Here is a 16,628-nt window from a genome sequence, read left to right on the forward strand (position 1 = left end):
ATGACGCTCAAGGACGCCCGACGGCACCGGCCGCTCGGGCGTTCTGCTTTGGCGGACAAGCTCCGCACTCTCGGTCGTTCACAGGCGTCACGCGATGAAAAAGATCGGCTTCCTGTCCTTCGGGCACTGGACCCCCTCGCCGCAATCCCAGACCCGCTCGGCGGGCGACACGCTGCTCCAGTCGATCGATCTTGCCGTCGCGGCCGAGGAGCTGGGCGCGGACGGCGCCTATTTCCGGGTGCACCATTTCGCCCGCCAGCTGGCCTCGCCCTTCCCGCTCCTGGCCGCGGTCGGCGCCAGGACCAGCCGCATCGAGATCGGCACCGCCGTGATCGACATGCGCTACGAAAACCCGCTCTACATGGCCGAGGACGCGGGCTCGGCCGACCTGATCGCCGGCGGGCGACTGCAGCTCGGCATCAGCCGCGGTTCGCCCGAGCAGGTCATCGATGGCTGGCGTCATTTCGGCTATCAGCCGGCGGACGGGCAGAGCGATGCCGACATGGCGCGCCGCCATGCCGAGGTCTTCCTCGACGTGCTGCGCGGCGAGGGCTTTGCGCGCCCGAATCCGCGGCCGATGTTCCCCAACCCGCCCGGGCTGCTGCGGCTGGAGCCCTATTCCGAAGGCTTGCGCGAGCGCATCTGGTGGGGCGCTTCCTCCGACGCCACCGCCGTCTGGGCGGCAAAAGCTGGCATGAACCTGCAGAGCTCGACGCTGAAGACCGACGAGAGCGGCGAGCCCTTCCACATCCAGCAGGCCAAGCAGATCCGTGGTTATCGGCAGGCCTGGAAGGAGGCCGGCCATCAGCGTGAGCCGCGCGTCTCGGTGAGCCGCAGCATCTTCGCTTTGGTCGACGACCGCGACCGCGCCTATTTCGGCCGCGGCAATGAGAGCGACGATTCGATCGGCTATATCGACGCCAGCACGCGCGCCATCTTCGGGCGCAGCTATGCGGCCGAGCCCGACAAGCTGATCGACGAATTGAAGCGGGACGAGGCGATCGCCGAGGCGGATACGCTGCTGCTGACAGTGCCGAACCAGCTCGGCGTCGACTACAACGCCCATGTCATCGACGCGATCCTGAAGCATGTCGCGCCAGGGCTGGGGTGGCGCTGAGGGGCGGAGCTATCGCACTGGAGAGAACAGGATACCGGTCTCATCCCGCCAACGACCGATTGGAGACGTTGCGTCTCACTGATCGAGGGGCGGCGCATCTCGGTTATCGCGCTGGCTGACCGCTTTCATCCCGCCGACGCAGCGATGAGCTACGCTTCGCTCATTATCTGAAGCCGGGTCGACGGCGTGTCTTCATGCTTGCTTGAGCGCCCAACGCCGCCTGCCTATCTGTAGCTTCCTTCGCCAAGCGCAGTCCCCTCAGTTTGATCATGTTGTCTGCGCGCTGCTGAGCCAGCCGCTCCGTTTCCGACAGGATTCTAGCGTGCGACAGCACTTTTGTTTGAATCTTCAAGAACTGGTTGTCGGCCGTACGACGTTGCTTCGAAAGTTCAACCATCCTGATTCCTTCCATTGTTAATTGAAGCAAAAAGGCCGAGCTGAAGCCCGGCCTTTCGAGTGGCAGTTATCGCTGGTGCCAGTACATCCGTGGTCAACGGCGAAGATTGCCAAAATCACGCAGCCTGAAGCTGCTCCGCGGCCATTTTGCCGGATTTGTTGTCGCGTGCGACCTCAAATCCGATCTTCTGCCCTTCGCGAAGATCACGCATCCCAGCGCGCTCGACGGCAGAGATGTGGACGAAAACGTCCTGGCTGCCATCATCCGGCTGGATGAAGCCGAAGCCCTTGGTGGAATTGAACCATTTCACGGTGCCGGTGGTCATAAGAGCCCTCCTTCAGGGAAAATCTGTCGCCCACCCACGGAATGCCTGGTGAGTTCAGAACGATTTCGAAAGGGGGAATTATCAGACCCGCGCCGAGCGCGAAAATAACAACGGCCGTCCAAACAATATCGATGAAAACTCTGATAGAGAAATCTGCGAGGTAAAGCAAGAGTTATTTTTTTAGAATGCAGATTTTATCCGATTTCTGCTTCAATAAATCTGTTATTTCAGAGACAGATTACAAAAAAACGCTCTCTGCAATGAGAGGAACCACAGATTCAATCCATTTCGCGCGAGCGCTCTTTTGGGCGGCATATGGGCGCGGTACTTCAGCTCAGGTCACTTCCTGGCCGGCAGCTGGTTGAGCATATTCGTGATCGGGTTGTGGGCGTTTCGGGGTCTAGACGGTGAGGCTGACCTGCCCGGCACAATGACCTGGCCTTCGCCTATGACGCGTTCACGGTCATCACCCCCTTTGATGCGATACTGGGGTTCGCCATTCGCGCGTGTCGGCAAAAGCCGAGTTACGACATAGGTGCCGGCAGCATTCTGGTCATAGAAGCCGAATGCCAAGCTCACTCGGTCTCCGACCTTGAAAAAATGCGACATGTCACACTCCTTGATTTAGGTGCCACTGGAGCCGAGAGCGAGCTTAAAATCTCTCGGACACGCCAATGCGGGATCTCAGCCCTTCAATGGGTCGTCGGAAAGTAGAGGCGTTCCAGCCAGCAGGCGACGCAAGCCAGTCTTTGCGATCTGAGCGGTAAACTCGGCCAAAGCCGCTTCATCACTCGCAAATTCAGCGAGCGATATGGTCGCCCCGCCATTGGGGTGAGCAAGCTCAAGGGTCCACCCGTGCGACCCGGCTAGCCGATCAATCTCGACCTGGACCGCGACGCCGACTGGATAGACGCTCGGCGAAGCTGAGACCGGTTCGTTTCATGATCGTCGAACTGCATAACCGCTCGTTTCCCTTCAGCTTGGCGTAGCATGCGCTAGATGGCGCACGGATCGATCAAGCCGCCCTGTCGAGCGCAGGCAACGGGCGCCCTACCACCGCCATGTGCCGGTCAGTCCAGTCAGTCACCGCGAGCTCGACCGCTGTACCCTCGTCGCAATGGAGCAGGATCTTGTCGGCAAACTCGCTCGGGTCGATATGCGCTGTTTCGACGATCAGATATCCGATCCAGTGATGCTCCTGATGATCGCCGAACTGATATTCGACAGTCAGCGCCCGACCGCTTCTGAGCACGACTGCGCCAATCCCGTTGAGCATGGCATGTCTCGCTGTTTGGAGGCTGGGCCTCGGTCAGTCCCTATCCGTGAGCCAAGGTACTCGAGCCCTATCGGCTCGCAGCGATCGGCCGATAATTGCCCCTGATACCGACATCGGCTCGCGAGCTGAGTTGACTGTTATTGGTGACGAACCTGATGTGACGCTCGGAGTGGCTGATGACATGCGCCACGAAAGCATGTCCGTCAGCCAAGGCAATCTGGATTGGCTTGAGAAATGCGTTGCGATCGATCGAGCGGATATTGCCGATAAGAATGCCGCGGCAGTCTCCTGCTATTGGCGACGGCAAGAGACAATAGCCCACAGGAAGGTCCGTACCGTCGCGCAGGATTAACCTGCCGTGGCCGGGTTGCATGATGTTCTCGATTATGGTTGGCGGCCGAAAAAATGATCGGTCGGGAGGGCGGCGCGGAGAGGCAGCGCACCAAATACTAGGCGCCTCAATAGCAAAAATAGCAAGGAGCAACTGCATTGATTGGTGGTCCGCCCGAAAAGCGACCTCAATCTGTCAATGTCTGCTTCCGACGATACCGTTGGGAAAGTCCGCTGCAATACCTGGCGCGAGCTCAGTCGGGCAGAATGAAGAAATTCCATCTTTCTATGACCGGTATCATCGGTCATGGAGACATTTTTCTGAGACGCGAAGAACATTCTTCCCCGCCAAGCGCCAGCATCGCCTAAATTTCACGCTAGAGCATTTCCGCAATTCTTCGAATCGCGAAATCGCTCTAGATCCTTGTTTTATCGCATTTTCTTCTCGCGGACCGGTGTCCACTTCGCTCGAAAAATGCTCTCGCCGGACTTTTTCAGCGGTATCGACCCACAGCCGCCGTCGAGATAGCGGCCCCCCGCCCCTCACCGCCCCGGCTTGAACGGCGCCATGCCGGCGCGCGCCAGCGCGTCGGCGCGCTCGTTCATCTCGTCGCCGGCATGGCCCTTGACCCATTTCCATTCGATCTTGTGCTGCTTCAGCGCCGCGTCGAGGCGCTTCCAGAGCTCCTCGTTCTTGACCGGCTTCCTGTCGGCGGTCTTCCAGCCGTTCTTCTTCCAGCCATGGATCCAGCTGGTGATGCCCTGGCGCAGATACTGGCTGTCGGTGTGGAGCGCGACGGTGCAGGGCCGGGTCAGCGTCTCCAGCGCGGAGATCGCGCCCATCAGCTCCATTCGGTTGTTGGTGGTCAGCGCCTCGCCGCCGGAAAGCTCGCGCTCCTTGCCCTTGTAGCTGAGGATTGCGCCCCAGCCGCCAGGGCCCGGATTGCCAGAGCAGGCGCCGTCCGTCCAGATCTCGACCGGCTCGCTCATCGCCTCAATCCGTATTCTCTGCTGTCGGTCACCCGCTGATGGAAGGCGAGCTTGCGGTCGTATTCGAGCGGATCGAGCGGCTTGACGAAGGCGCCCGGCGGCACGTTGAGCCAGTCGACCAGCCGGGTCAGCAGGAAGCGCAGGGCCGAGCCACGGCAGAGCGCGGGCAGCGCCGCGACTTCGGCCTCCTCGAGCCGGCGCACGCTTTCATAGCCCGCCAGCATCGCCTGGCCCTTGGTCAGGTTGAACGAGGCGTCGGCCTCGAAGCACCAGGAATTCAAGCAGATGGCGAGGTCGTAGGCGAAGGCGTCGGTGCAGGCGAAATAGAAATCGATCAGCCCCGAGAGCCTGTCCTTGATGAAGAAGACATTGTTGGGGAAGAGATCGGCGTGGATCACGCCGCGCGGCAGATCCTGCGGCCAAGACCGTTCATGGGTCTCGATCTCGGCCATGATCCGGTTGGCGAGGCCGGGCGAGACGGTGTCGGCGGCGGCCCCTGCCCGCTCCGCCAGCGGCCGCCAATCGGGCACGGACAGGGAATTGGCCCGCTCCATCGGAAAATCGGCACCCGCCTGGTGCAGCAACGCCAGGCCGCGGCCGAGCTCGGCGCAATGCGTCACGTTGGGACGCCGCACCGAGAGCCCGTCCAGGAAAGTCACGATTGCGGCGGGACGACCGGCTAGGCGGCCGACGGCCGAGCCATTCAGCGCCTTGACTGGCTGCGGGCAGATCAGCCCGCGCGCCGCCAGATGCTCCATCAGGCCGATGAAGAAAGGCAGATCGGCGATGTCGACGCGTTCTTCGTAGAGCGTCAGGATGTAGAAGGCCTTGCTGGTGTGGAGCAGGAAATTGGAGTTCGAGACGCCCTCGGCGATGCCCTTCACGGAGAGCAGGTCGCCGATGCCATAGCTCGCCACAAAAGCGGCCATCTCGTCATCGGGCACTTCGGTATAGACGGCCACGCGGGAACTACTCTGCTGCGGTCGGGGTCGGCTCCCGCAGCTCGCGCGGCAGCGGGAAGAAGACGCTCTCATCGGCGGTCGAGACGGTCTCGACCGTCACCTCGTAGCGCTCGGCGAAGGCGTCGATGATCTCCTCGACCAGCACTTCGGGCGCGCTGGCGCCGGCGGTGATGCCGAGCCGGCGGATAGCGCCGAACAGCGACCAGTCGATCTCGTCGGTGCGCAGCACGAGGCGGGAGACCGGGCAGCCGGCGCGCTCGGCAACCTCGCGCAGCCGCTGCGAGTTCGAGGAGTTGGGCGAGCCGACCACGATCAGCCCGTCGACCAGCGGCGCGACGCGCTTGACCGCCTCCTGGCGGTTGGTGGTGGCGTAGCAGATGTCTTCCTTGTGCGGGGCGATCAGCGCCGGAAAGCGCGCCTGCAGCGCCTGCACGATCTCGCGGGTGTCGTCGACCGAGAGCGTGGTCTGCGTGACATAGGCGAGGTCCCGACCTTCCGGAGGTGTCAGCATGGCGACGTCGTCGAGGGTCTCGATCAGCGTGATCGCGCCATCCGGCAACTGTCCCATCGTGCCGATCACCTCGGGGTGCCCGGCATGGCCGACCAGGAGGATGTGGCGGCCGCGCTTGTGGTGGACCTCGGCCTCGCGATGCACCTTGGTGACCAGCGGGCAGGTCGCGTCGATATGGAAGAGGTTGCGGGCCTGCGCCTGCGCCGGCACCGATTTCGGCACGCCATGGGCCGAGAAGATCACCGGCCGGCTCGCATCCGGCACCTCGGAGAGCTCGGCGACGAAGACCGCGCCCTTCCGCTTCAGCGACTCGACCACGTATTTGTTGTGGACGATCTCGTGGCGCACGAAGACCGGCGCGCCGTGCAGGGCCAGCGCCTTCTCGACGGCGTCGATCGCCCTGACCACGCCGGCGCAGAAGCCGCGCGGGGCGCAGAGCAGGATGTCGAGCGGCGGCTTGGCGGTCACTGGAGTTGGTTCCGAGACGATCGGGCCTTCTTTCGGTCTGGCGGCTTCGATGTCAAGGAAGCCCGGCGCCGCAGCGCATCCCTACCTAGACGACAGCCCACTCGCAGGATGCGACGGCAGGCCTTACATTACACGCCACCGGCCATCGCCTTCGCGCGGCCCATCTTCGCTCCAGCACGAGTTCCCGCATGGCTGATGCCGCCTCGCATGCCAGCTATCTGCCGCCGATCCTGACCTTCTGCGCCGGCGCTGTCATAGCGGTACCGCTGTTTCGGCGCTTCGGCCTGTCGGCAGTGCTTGGCTATCTCGCCGCCGGCATCGTGATCGGGCCGTCGGCGCTGGCGGTGATCAAGGACCCGGATACGATACGCAGCACGGCCGAGATCGGCGTCGTGCTGCTGCTTTTCCTGGTCGGCCTCGAATTGCAGCCGGAGCGGCTCTATTCGATGCGCAAGGACATTCTCGGCGCCGGTTTCGCGCAGATGCTGCTAAGCGCGGCGGTGATCGGCATCGTCGGCTGGAAGCTCGGGCTCAGCCCCGCGGGCGCGCTGGCGGTCGGGCTGGCGCTCGCCCTCTCAGCCACCTCGATCGCGCTGCAATTGCTCGACGAGCGCGGCGACGGCGCCGAGCCCTATGGCAGGCGCTGCTTTTCGATCCTGCTGTTCCAGGACATCTCGATCGCGCCGATGCTGGCCCTGCTGCCACTGCTGGCGACGACCGAGGCCGCCCATAGCGGCGGCTCGACCAAGGCGCTGACAGCCCTGGCACTTGCGCTGCTCGCCATCGCGGTCGTTGTGCTCGCCGGCCGCTACGCGCTGAACCCGTTCTTCCGGCTGCTGGCCAAGACGGGCGCCAAGGAGGTGATGACGGCGGCAGCCCTGCTGGTCGTACTCGGCGCCGCGCTGCTGATGGAGCAGGTCGGCCTCTCCATGGCGATGGGTGCCTTTCTCGCCGGCGTGCTGCTGGCGGATTCGCATTTCCGGCATGAGCTGGAGGCCGATATCGAGCCCTTCCGCGGCGTGCTGCTCGGCCTGTTCTTCATGGCGGTCGGCATGTCGATCGACCTCAAGCTCGTCGCCGAGAACGCGTTGCTGCTGGCATTGGCGGCGCCGCTCCTGGTGCTGTTCAAGATCGCGGCGGCGGCGGCGATCCTGCGCGCCTCATGCTCCTCGACGACCGAGGCGATCCGGGCCGGCGCCCTGCTCTCGCCCGCCGGCGAGTTCGCCTTCGTGCTGCTGCCGCTCGCCGCCTCGCTCGGCCTGCTCGACGAGAAGCAGGGCGCGCTCGCGACGGCGATCGCGGCGCTCAGCATGCTGATCGGCCCGATCGCCGCCAAGCTGATCGACCTCTGGCTCGCCGCCCATGCGCCGCCGCCCGAGGAGATCGAGGAGACCTTCGATGGCGTCACGCCTTCGGTCCTGGTGATCGGCTTCGGCCGCTTCGGCCAGGTGGTGACCCAGGCGCTGCTGCTGCAGCATCTCGACGTCACAATCATCGATTCCGACATCGAGCGGATCCGCTCGGCCAACAAGTTCGGCTTCAAGATCTATTATGGCGATGGCACCAGACTCGACGTGCTGCGCGCCGCCGGAGCCGGCAAGGCCCAGGTCATCTGCGTCTGCATCGACGACCGGCAAGCGGCGCTGCGCATCGTCGAGATGGCCAAGGCCGAGTTCCCGGCGGCGCGCATCCATGCCCGCGCCTATGACCGCGTCCATGCGATGGATCTGATGCGCGCCGATGTCGACTACCAGATGCGCGAGACCTTCGAATCGGCGCTCGGCTTCGGCCGGGTGACGCTGGAAGCGCTCGGCCTCAGCTATGAGGAAGCGAGCTTCGTGATCGAGCATGTCCGTGACCGCGATGCGCAGCGCATGGAAATCCAGTTCAGCGAGGGCATCGCCGCCGGCCTCGACAAGGTGCCGCGCGTCACACCCGAGCCGATCGTGGCACCAAAGAGCAAGTCGAAGGCGCTGACCAAAGAGACCCAGGAGGTCATCGAGGATGGCGGCGCCGAGGTCGCGGTCGGCGGCGTCGGGGAGCCGGCCGAGTGAACGCACCGCCAAAGCTCCAGCAGGCCGTCTTCGTCAGCGGCTCGACGCTGCGCCATGTCGCGGTGATGACCGGGACAGCCTCGGTCGGCCTGATCGCGATCTTCGTCGTCGACTTCCTGTCGCTGCTCTACGTGTCGCGCCTCGGCCGGCCCGAGGCGACGGCGGGCGTCGGCTACGCGACGATCGTTCTTTATTTGATGGTCTCCTTCAATGTGGGGCTGATGATCGCCGTGACCGCGCTGACGGCGCGGGCGCTCGGCGCCGGCGACCGTGAAGGCGCGCGCCGCATCGCCGGTTCGACGCTCGCGGCGACGACGATCTGTGGCCTGGTCTTGAGCCTGATCATGCTGCCGCTCCTGCCCTGGCTGTTGCCGAAGCTCGGCGCGCACGGAGAATCCCTTTCAGTCGCGACGTCCTTTCTTTGGATCACCTTGCCCTCGAATGCGCTGATGGCGCTCGGCATGGGGCTGTCCGGCGTCCTGCGCGCCGTCGGCGACGCCAAGCGGGCGATGTATGTCACTCTGGCCGGCGGCATCGTCACGGCCGGACTCGATCCGCTGCTGATCTTCGGCCTGGGCCTCGGCCCCGACGGCGCCGCCTGGGCCACCGTGTTCTCGCGCATCGTCTTCCTCGCTGTTGGTTTCCAGGGCGCGCTTCGCGTGCACAGGATGATCGCCCGTCCGAGTTGGTCGGCCTTGCGCCGCGATGTCAGGCCAACCTTCGCGATCGCGACGCCGGCCATCCTGACCAATCTCGCCAATCCGGTCGCGAATGCCTGCTTCTTCGGCATCATCGCCCGCTTCGGCGACCAGGCGATCGCGGCGAGCGCGATCATCGACCGGCTGGTGCCGGTGGCCTTCGGCGTGCTGTTCGCCTTGTCCGGCGCGGTCGGGCCGATCCTGGCGCAGAACTGGGGCGCGCAACGCTATGACCGAATGCGCCGGGCGCTGACCGATGCCGTCGGCTTCGCCGCAGCCTACGTCGCGATTGCCGGCCTGCTACTAGCCTTGCTGCGTCACCAGATCGCCGCGCTGTTCGGCACCGGCGGCGAGACCGCCGAGCTCGTCGCCTTCTTCTGCCTGATCGCCGGGCCGATGTGGCTCTTCGTCGGCGCGCTCTTCGTCGCCAACGCCGCCTTCAACAATCTCGGCATGCCGTTCTACTCGACCCTGTTCAGCTGGGGCCGCGCCACGCTCGGCACCGTGCCGCTCGCCTGGCTCGGCGCGCAGTACGCCGGACCCAAGGGCGCGCTCGCCGGATCGGCTCTCGGCGCAGTGCTGTTCGGCATTGCGGCGCTCATCACCGCCTATCGCAGCATCAGCCGGCTCGAGGGCGCGGCACAGGCGGTCGCCAGACCATCGCTTGCCTGACGGCATGCGGCTGCTATCGTTTCCCGCGGATGAGCGGGCTGGTCCCGTTATAGCGTCGGACCGAAAAGTGGAATCCACTTTTCGGAATAATCCGATGCGATCACAATGTGATAGATCATCGTAACCGCGTCCGGTCGGACGCGCGATGATCTGGGGAGCGCGCCATGATGAACCTGTTCGAGATGATGCAATCGGCCCAGAACGGCCAGGCCATGCAGAACCTGGCGCGGCAGTACGGGCTCTCGATGCAGCAGACGCAGGCGGCGCTCGACGCGCTGCTGCCGGCCTTCACCATGGGGCTGCAGCGCCAGACCCAGAACCCTTACGCCTTCGGCAACCTGGCGCAGATGATGACGGCAACGCCGTTCGGCCAGATGTACGACAGTGACGGCGACGGCATTCCCGACCGGGCGATGCCGCTCGGCCAGGACGTGATGAGCCAACTCTTCGGCTCGAAGGAGGTCGCCAACGCCGTCGCGGCGCAGGCGGCTGCGACGAGCGGTGTCGGCCAGGCGATCCTGAAGCAGATGCTGCCGGTGATCGCCTCGATCGTGATGGGCGGGCTGTTCAAGTCGGTGAACAATCAGGGGCTGGGCGGCATTCTCGGCCAGTTCGCCGAGATGATGCGCGGCCAGATGCCGGGCATGCAGCCCCAGGCGCAACAGCCGAACGCGGCCAATCCCTGGGAGCAGATTCTCGGCGGCATGTTCGGCGGGCAGAGGCCGCCGGCCGGCCAGGCCCAGGGCGGCGGTCCCTTCGGCGGGGGGACGGCGGGCATGCCGGATATGGGCAACATCTTCGGCCAGATCCTCGGCGGCATGTTCGGCGGCGCGCAGGGGCAGGCCCCGCAGAGCAGCCCGCAGCCGGCACCGAAATCGCGCCGGCCTGCGCCCGAACCCGAGCCGGAGGCGCAGCCCGCCGGTCCGGCCAGCCCCGGCTCGATCGGGCTCGATGCGCTGAACCAGATGTTCGAGCACGGCCGCCAGGTCCAGTCGAGCCAGCAGGACGCGCTGCGCTCGATCTTCGAGACCATGCTCGGCGGCGGCCAGCGCAAGGCCTGACCGGCAAGCGAACGGCGGCCTCAAGGCCGCCGTTCATCAATCCCGGTGATGTGATCCAGCTCAGGCGCGCAGGCGCTCGTCCCATTTATAAACGTCTTCTGCCACCGGGGCGCTCGCCCGCGAAAGCCCATCGCTGCCGGTGCGGAAGCTGGCGACCAGCTGGTTGAGCCGCCCGATCTGACTGCTGAGCGAGGTCGCGGAAGCGGCGCTTTCCTCTGCCAGCGCCGCATTCTGCTGCGTCATCTCGTCCATATGGGCGACGGTCTGGCTCATCTCGTCGATGCCGTTGGCTTGCTCGGCTGCGGCAGCTGAGATGTCCGAGACAGTGGCCGAAACCTTTTTCGAGGCCTCGACGATCCGGTTGAGCGCCTCGCCGGCGGCCCGGACCAGTCCCACACCCTGCTCGACCTCGGCGCCCGATTCGCCGATCAGCCCCTTGATGTCTTTGGCGGCGTCAGCCGAGCGCTGCGCCAGCGTCCTGACTTCGGATGCGACGACGGCGAAACCCTTGCCGGCATCGCCGGCGCGGGCCGCCTCGACGGCGGCGTTCAGAGCCAGCAGATTGGTCTGGAAGGCGATCTCGTCGATCACCGAGGTGATGTCGGAGATCTTGCGCGAGGTATGTTCGATCCGCGCCATGGCATCGACCGCCTGGCTGGCCACCGCCCCGCCATTGACCGCGACGTCGGTCGCCTCGTTGGCGAGTTGCACGGCCTGACGCGAGGCTTGCGCCGAGGCCTTGACCGAGGCGGCGAGCTGCTCGGTGGTAGCGGCGGTCTCCTCCAGCGAGGAGGCCTGCTCCTCGGTCCGCTTCGAGAGATCGTCGGCGCCGGAATTGATCTCGCGGGCGGCGTTGCCGACGTCGATCGAGGTCGCCTGGATGGTCGCGATTGTCTGCGCCAGATGGCTGACGGCGGCGTTGAAGTCCTGCTTCAGCGCGACATAGTCGGCGGCGACCTCCTCCTCGACGCGGGCGCCGAGATCGCCCTGCGAGAGTCGGGTCAGACCTTCGGCCAGCGCCCTGACCACGATCGCCTGCTCGGCGGCGAGGCGCTGCTGCACCGCTGCCGCGCCGGCGCGTTCCGCGTCACTCTCCAGACGCTGGCGCTCGGCAGCGGCGCGGCCGGCTTCCGTCTCGCTTTCGAGGCGCTGGACGGCCAGGCCGTTCTCCCGGAACACCTGGACAGCACGGGCCATCTCGCCGACCTCGTCCTTGCGATCCTGGCCCTCGACCTCGGCGGCATAGTCACCGTTGGCGATCTGGCCCATACGCGCTTTCAGCCGCTCCAGTGGACGCGTGATCGCGCCGGTGGTCAAAAGCGCACCGCCGAGCAGGCCGAGCAAGGTCCCGGCGACGCTGAGGCCGATCACGACCATGGTGACGCGGCGTGCATCAGCAGCCAGTACGTCCGAGGTCGCCTCGGTATCCTTCCTGATCTCGTCGTTGACCTTGGCCGCGGCGCCGGCGATCTCGCTGATCGTCTTGTCGAGCTGCGACATGATCGATAGCGCCGGCAGGTCCTCGTCGCGAGCGGCCTGGGCGATGATCTGGTCGATATCGGACTTGGTCGCCTGCAGGCGACGGCTGAGTTCGTCGAAGCTCTCGGCCCGCTGCGGGAAGCTGATCTTGGCCTCGACCAGCGCCTGGAGCGAGGCCGCATAGGCGGTCTTGACCTTCTCGATGCTGGTCGTGTTCTGCTTCATGAACTCGGGATAGGCAATCGCCTGGTAGAGATTGCCGACGATCTCGGTCATGCCGCTGGCAGCGCGAGCCGAATCGAGGATGGCGGCGGCACGCTGCGAAACCAGATCGGAATAGGTCTTCTCGATCTTGCCGAACTCGAAGGCGCCATAGACGGCCGAGCCGATGCCGATCGCTCCCATCACCAGCATCGGGATGGCGATCTTGGTCCGGAATCTCAGGTCATGCAGGCGGAAGCGAAAGCGTCGCATGGAAAACCCCGGGGCGAGGGATCGGTGCGCCGTGCTCGGCGCAATGCGGCGCAAATGTGTCTGAACTTGCTGAATGAAGCGTTACGCCATCCGTATGGCGATTAACGATCGCCGCGCGGCTGCGGTCGCGGCACGAAAAAGGGCGGCAGCCGAAGCCACCGCCCGCAGGGACGCGTCACGCCAAGGGGTCAGGCGTTGCACGCGATCTTGATCTCCTTCGCGCTCGGACGAGCCGCGGCCTGGATCACCACGGGACGTCGAACCCCGGCCTCTCGCCGGTGCGCAGCCGCCGACTGCTGCTGGTTGGAGCGGGCCTGCAGCACGCTCGACGGATCGCTCAGCCATGAGACCGCGAGCGCGCCATCGATGTCGGAGCGGACGAGGCCGATATCCTTCAGTCCACGCTCGTCGAGCTCGCTGAGGCGCATCACCTCGCGGCGGTGCACGAAAGCGCGCACCAGATTCTTCGTGCCCGTGACCATCAGGACGGCGGCACGCGCCGCGCCGCCGGCAACGGCAGACAAGGTCTTCGTGACGAAGGTCATGACCAGCATGACAGCCTCCTCGGGGTTGGACGGTTCATGCTCCACCCGGATCGCGACATCGGCCGGCAGGAGCGGGACAGTGACCAAACGATAACTCCACGCTGGTCATCAGCCAAACGAATGGTTATGATGTTTAGCACAACCGATCTTGATGAACCTCTGGGAGGAGGCCGGCATGGCCCATGTGCTCGACGCCGATCAGCTCAAGACCTTCGTCGCCATCGCCGACACCGGCTCCTTCACCCGCGCCGCCGAGATCGTGTTCAAGACGCAATCGGCCGTTTCAATGCAGATGAAGCGGCTTGAGGAACGCGTCGGCCGGCCGCTCTTCGGCCGCGACGGACGCCACGCCAAGCTGACCGAGGATGGCGAGCGCCTGCTCGACTATGCTCGCCGCATCGTCCGGCTCAACCTCGAATGCGTCGCGAGCTTCACCGAGGCCGATCTCAAGGGCCGCATCCGGCTCGGCGTGCCCGACGACTATGCCGATCGCTACCTGCCGGAGATCCTGGCGCGCTTCGCGCACTCCAATCCGCGCACCGAGGTCACCGTGGTCTGCGAGCCGACGCCGATGCTGGCGGAGCGTATCGGGTCGGGCGACATCGACCTTGCCATCATCACCCATGTCGAGGGTCGCGGCCAGGGCGAGATCATCCGGATCGAGCCGCTGCTCTGGGTGACCTCGGCGCGCCATTGCGTCCACGAGGAGGACCCGCTGCCCCTGGCGCTGGGACGGCCGACCTGCAATTGGCGCCAGGCGGCGGTCGAGGCGCTGGAAAGCAAGGGACGGCGCTTCCGCGTGCTCTATGCCAGTTGGAACTCGACCGCGGTCGGCGCGGCGGTTGTGGCGGGGCTCGCCGTCTCGGTGCTGCCGGAAAGCGCTGTCAGGCCGGGCATGCGCATCCTTGGGCCGGCGGAAGGCTTCTCCACCCTGCCCTCCTGCAAGATCGGCCTGCTGCGCACGCGGCACGACCCATCGATTCTGTCGAACCCACTCGCCGAGCACATCATCCAGAGCCTGGACAACCTGCAGAGCTTCAAGGTGGCGGCGGAGTAGGCGAGCAGGCGCTTATGGCGCTGGGGGGCGATAGCTGAGAACGACTTTGAACGAGCGGAAATCCTTGGTCGTGAACCCCCAGTCGTTGGCCAAGCCGAGAATGATGGGCTGATGGGTGTAGGTCGCGACAACCGCCACGCCTTTGTCTTTATTCTCCAATCTCCCCATGGCGTCGGCATTCACGTCCGTTGGCAGATACGTCATGTATCCGCCGATCTCTTCGACACGGTTGTTGTCCTTGGTGAAGTAGGCCATCACGATTTGAACCGTCCCAAGTTTTGGGGCGATGTTCGCGCGCCTTGCGAGAATCGAGTCCATTACGGGAATAGCGCATCCTGGAGCGCCTTTGCAGGCTGCCAAGACTTGCGCAACCTCAGCCGTCACCCGATTCAAGTCGCGCCGAATCGTGATCGCCTGAGTCACGTCGACGGCCCCCGAGAGCATGGTGAACATACCCATGCCGATCAGGGCGAACTCGACGGCCGCGACACCGCTCTGATCGCTGACCAGATTGCGCCGCTTTGCGCGTCGGAACATGCTGGAGAACAGCTTCATCACGGCCTCGTATATAAGGCGGCCGCGGCAACATGGAGCGTTGGCAGGCCTGGGACGAAGGTCAAGACTCGAGCTCTTGCCCGGATCAGCATCACGGTTCCCGAAGCTCCCGCGACAAAGACCGCTCCCGCGACCGGTTGCGCACTCGTTGAGTAACTCGCCAGGGGCTGGGTCTCCAGCAGCAGATTGGCTGCACAGTCGTCGAGCGCGATCATTCGCCCGCAAATCTGCGCAGCGACCTGGGTACGATTGCCAGCATAAGTGCCGGCGGTCCGGCCGGTCGCTGCTTCCGACACGGCGTCATGGAGATACATCTGCGCCGTGAAAGCGAGTGCGAACTGGATGATGCCGAGCATCGAGGCGATGAAGATCAGGCCGATGAAGGCAAACTCGACCGCGGTCGAGCCCGCAACGTCGCGGCCAAATCGCCCAAGCCGCGCCGCCAATCGCTTCGCATCGATCCGTGGAAACGTGCTTCTGACCATGCGGCGCTCCGTCACGGACAAGTGCCGCTGCAAAAGCGGATATAGTCAATCAGGCCGCCATAGGTGTCCTCACGGCCAGCGGCCTGGAAGAAGATGCGATAGGTCCCCGCCGTTGTGACTTTCAACGGTATCTTCCGCTCGGTCCACTTGTCGGTGTGCACGCAAACATCGACCTGATCGGTGGCCTTGTCCACGTCTTTGGAAGGCGTCGAATAGCTACCCGATTTCTTCTGGAAGAAGACTTCGATGCGGTTGGTCTTCTCTCGCCAATCCGCCGCCTTGAGCTTGTCCCATACCGTTTGCGCATCGGTCTTGTAGGCGCACAACGTCTGGCTGCCATAGGCTGGATTGCGCTCTCGCGCGATATACCAGTAGCTCAGCTCGTAGTCGCCCTTCGCAAGGTTCGTGAACTCGCGCCACATGCTCGAATTGGTCTTGCAGCCCGATGTGTAGCAGTGCGAATCCAGCTCGGCGAAGAAGTTACCGAAGCGGATCGTGTTGGCCGCGAGCTCAGGGATACCGTTGATCTCGATACCGCCCTGGTTGCTCTGCGTCGTCCAGCCATTCCAGTTCTTCAAAACGGTCCAGCTGTTCGAAGCAACGTTATGGCCGGTCTCCCAGGATTCCATGAACAGGACCGTGCCCGGCCCAACGGGTTCACCAGACCCACCAGGCGTACCCAGCACGTAACCGCAGCGACGCTCCACCCGAAGCGCTATGGTGTCATAGCCCAGTATGCCGCCGAATGAGTTTGTGCTTGTCGCGGTCGCAACGGCGGTGATGACATTGTTCGCGAGCGTACTTGTCACGGTGATGCCACTGACGCCAGACAGGGAAATGCCGGCGACCCGGCCCCTGATTTCAGTATTGGCGAGCGGAGTATAATCCTTTTTTGGATCAGCCCCTGTCTTGTACGACTGAGAATTGATCTTGAGCGCCGCTTCCCGGCAGCCGATCTCGACCTCGTTGGCGATATGCTGGCGGCGGGACGCTGCCTGGCTGAAATCGATGCCGCCACCGACCGCGAGCGCAATCACCGGCACAGACATGCCGAACATCAGCGCGCTGACACCGCGTGTATCTTTCAGGAAGGATCGGAACAGGCCGGACATCGGAGGGCCTCGCAAACGCTACAGGCAAGCAACGGGACGATTGCCGGAACGCTAGGCGCA

At 64.5% G+C, this 16,628-nt stretch carries 17 protein-coding genes; 5 read left to right on the forward strand and 12 right to left on the reverse strand.

Going from position 1 to position 16,628, the window contains the following annotated elements; translation table 11 throughout:
- Nucleotides 1-94: 94 nt before the first annotated feature.
- Nucleotides 95-1,117 carry an LLM class flavin-dependent oxidoreductase gene (locus BMZ69_RS05825; protein WP_092155623.1) on the forward strand — a complete coding sequence of 341 codons (1,023 nt, stop codon included), beginning with the start codon at nucleotides 95-97 and terminating at the stop codon, nucleotides 1,115-1,117.
- A 512-nt stretch (nucleotides 1,118-1,629) separates the two neighbouring features.
- Here BMZ69_RS05825 and BMZ69_RS05835 read toward each other — a convergent pair.
- From BMZ69_RS05835 to ispH, 7 genes are all read right to left on the reverse strand, one after another.
- On the reverse strand, nucleotides 1,630-1,839 hold the full coding sequence (locus tag BMZ69_RS05835; RefSeq protein ID WP_092155625.1) for a cold-shock protein: 210 nt from the start codon (nucleotides 1,837-1,839) through the stop codon (nucleotides 1,630-1,632).
- Nucleotides 1,840-2,178: 339 nt separating this feature from the next.
- The gene (locus BMZ69_RS31000; RefSeq protein ID WP_139218977.1) at nucleotides 2,179-2,448 is read right to left on the reverse strand and encodes a hypothetical protein; all 270 of its coding nucleotides are present in this window, start codon (nucleotides 2,446-2,448) and stop codon (nucleotides 2,179-2,181) included.
- A 406-nt stretch (nucleotides 2,449-2,854) separates the two neighbouring features.
- Nucleotides 2,855-3,115, reverse strand: a complete 261-nt coding sequence (locus tag BMZ69_RS05840; RefSeq protein WP_092155626.1) for a hypothetical protein — start codon at nucleotides 3,113-3,115, stop codon at nucleotides 2,855-2,857.
- A 67-nt stretch (nucleotides 3,116-3,182) separates the two neighbouring features.
- Nucleotides 3,183-3,488 (reverse strand): hypothetical protein, encoded by a 306-nt coding sequence (locus BMZ69_RS31005; protein WP_139218978.1) that lies wholly within the window; start codon nucleotides 3,486-3,488, stop codon nucleotides 3,183-3,185.
- 500 nt (nucleotides 3,489-3,988) lie between these two features.
- Nucleotides 3,989-4,435 (reverse strand): ribonuclease HI, encoded by a 447-nt coding sequence (gene rnhA / locus BMZ69_RS05845; RefSeq protein WP_092155627.1) that lies wholly within the window; start codon nucleotides 4,433-4,435, stop codon nucleotides 3,989-3,991.
- The gene (locus BMZ69_RS05850) at nucleotides 4,432-5,397 is read right to left on the reverse strand and encodes a homoserine kinase (RefSeq protein WP_092155628.1); all 966 of its coding nucleotides are present in this window, start codon (nucleotides 5,395-5,397) and stop codon (nucleotides 4,432-4,434) included. Before BMZ69_RS05850 ends, rnhA begins: the two co-directional genes overlap by 4 nt.
- A 7-nt stretch (nucleotides 5,398-5,404) precedes the next feature.
- Complete coding sequence (gene ispH, locus BMZ69_RS05855) at nucleotides 5,405-6,376, reverse strand: 4-hydroxy-3-methylbut-2-enyl diphosphate reductase (RefSeq protein ID WP_175506676.1); 972 nt, start codon at nucleotides 6,374-6,376, stop codon at nucleotides 5,405-5,407.
- 188 nt (nucleotides 6,377-6,564) lie between these two features.
- Here ispH and BMZ69_RS05860 point away from each other — a divergent pair, with 188 nt between their 5' ends.
- From BMZ69_RS05860 to BMZ69_RS05870, 3 genes are all read left to right on the forward strand, one after another.
- Nucleotides 6,565-8,430, forward strand: a complete 1,866-nt coding sequence (locus BMZ69_RS05860; RefSeq protein WP_092155630.1) for a monovalent cation:proton antiporter-2 (CPA2) family protein — start codon at nucleotides 6,565-6,567, stop codon at nucleotides 8,428-8,430.
- Nucleotides 8,427-9,800, forward strand: coding sequence for an MATE family efflux transporter (locus BMZ69_RS05865; protein WP_244543229.1), 1,374 nt, complete (start codon nucleotides 8,427-8,429; stop codon nucleotides 9,798-9,800). Before BMZ69_RS05860 ends, BMZ69_RS05865 begins: the two co-directional genes overlap by 4 nt.
- Before the next feature lie 164 nt (nucleotides 9,801-9,964).
- The gene (locus BMZ69_RS05870) at nucleotides 9,965-10,861 is read left to right on the forward strand and encodes a DUF937 domain-containing protein (protein WP_092155631.1); all 897 of its coding nucleotides are present in this window, start codon (nucleotides 9,965-9,967) and stop codon (nucleotides 10,859-10,861) included.
- Nucleotides 10,862-10,921: 60 nt separating this feature from the next.
- On the opposite strand, the gene BMZ69_RS05875 is transcribed toward BMZ69_RS05870, so the two are convergent.
- The gene (locus BMZ69_RS05875; RefSeq protein ID WP_092155632.1) at nucleotides 10,922-12,814 is read right to left on the reverse strand and encodes a methyl-accepting chemotaxis protein; all 1,893 of its coding nucleotides are present in this window, start codon (nucleotides 12,812-12,814) and stop codon (nucleotides 10,922-10,924) included.
- A gap of 188 nt (nucleotides 12,815-13,002) precedes the next feature.
- On the reverse strand, nucleotides 13,003-13,368 hold the full coding sequence (locus BMZ69_RS05880) for a DUF1127 domain-containing protein (protein ID WP_139218979.1): 366 nt from the start codon (nucleotides 13,366-13,368) through the stop codon (nucleotides 13,003-13,005).
- Between the two features lie 166 nt (nucleotides 13,369-13,534).
- Between BMZ69_RS05880 and BMZ69_RS05885 the strand changes: the two genes are divergently transcribed.
- On the forward strand, nucleotides 13,535-14,416 hold the full coding sequence (locus tag BMZ69_RS05885) for a LysR substrate-binding domain-containing protein (RefSeq protein ID WP_092155836.1): 882 nt from the start codon (nucleotides 13,535-13,537) through the stop codon (nucleotides 14,414-14,416).
- Nucleotides 14,417-14,428: 12 nt separating this feature from the next.
- Here the strand turns inward: BMZ69_RS05885 and BMZ69_RS05890 are convergent, their stop codons facing one another.
- Genes BMZ69_RS05890 through BMZ69_RS05900 form a run of 3 tightly spaced genes read right to left on the reverse strand, consistent with a single transcriptional unit; the run spans nucleotide 14,429 to nucleotide 16,568 of the window.
- Nucleotides 14,429-14,971 (reverse strand): TadE/TadG family type IV pilus assembly protein, encoded by a 543-nt coding sequence (locus BMZ69_RS05890; RefSeq protein WP_092155634.1) that lies wholly within the window; start codon nucleotides 14,969-14,971, stop codon nucleotides 14,429-14,431.
- Nucleotides 14,971-15,471, reverse strand: a complete 501-nt coding sequence (locus tag BMZ69_RS05895) for a TadE/TadG family type IV pilus assembly protein (protein WP_139218980.1) — start codon at nucleotides 15,469-15,471, stop codon at nucleotides 14,971-14,973. The genes BMZ69_RS05890 and BMZ69_RS05895 overlap by 1 nt, the downstream gene beginning before the upstream one ends.
- Entirely contained in the window at nucleotides 15,468-16,568 is a 1,101-nt protein-coding gene (locus BMZ69_RS05900; protein ID WP_092155636.1) for a TadE/TadG family type IV pilus assembly protein, read from the reverse strand. Before BMZ69_RS05900 ends, BMZ69_RS05895 begins: the two co-directional genes overlap by 4 nt.
- Nucleotides 16,569-16,628 lie beyond the last annotated feature (60 nt).

Origin of the sequence: Allobosea sp. CRIB-10 (assembly GCF_900112185.1) — a bacterium.
Lineage (GTDB): Bacteria > Pseudomonadota > Alphaproteobacteria > Rhizobiales > Beijerinckiaceae > Allobosea.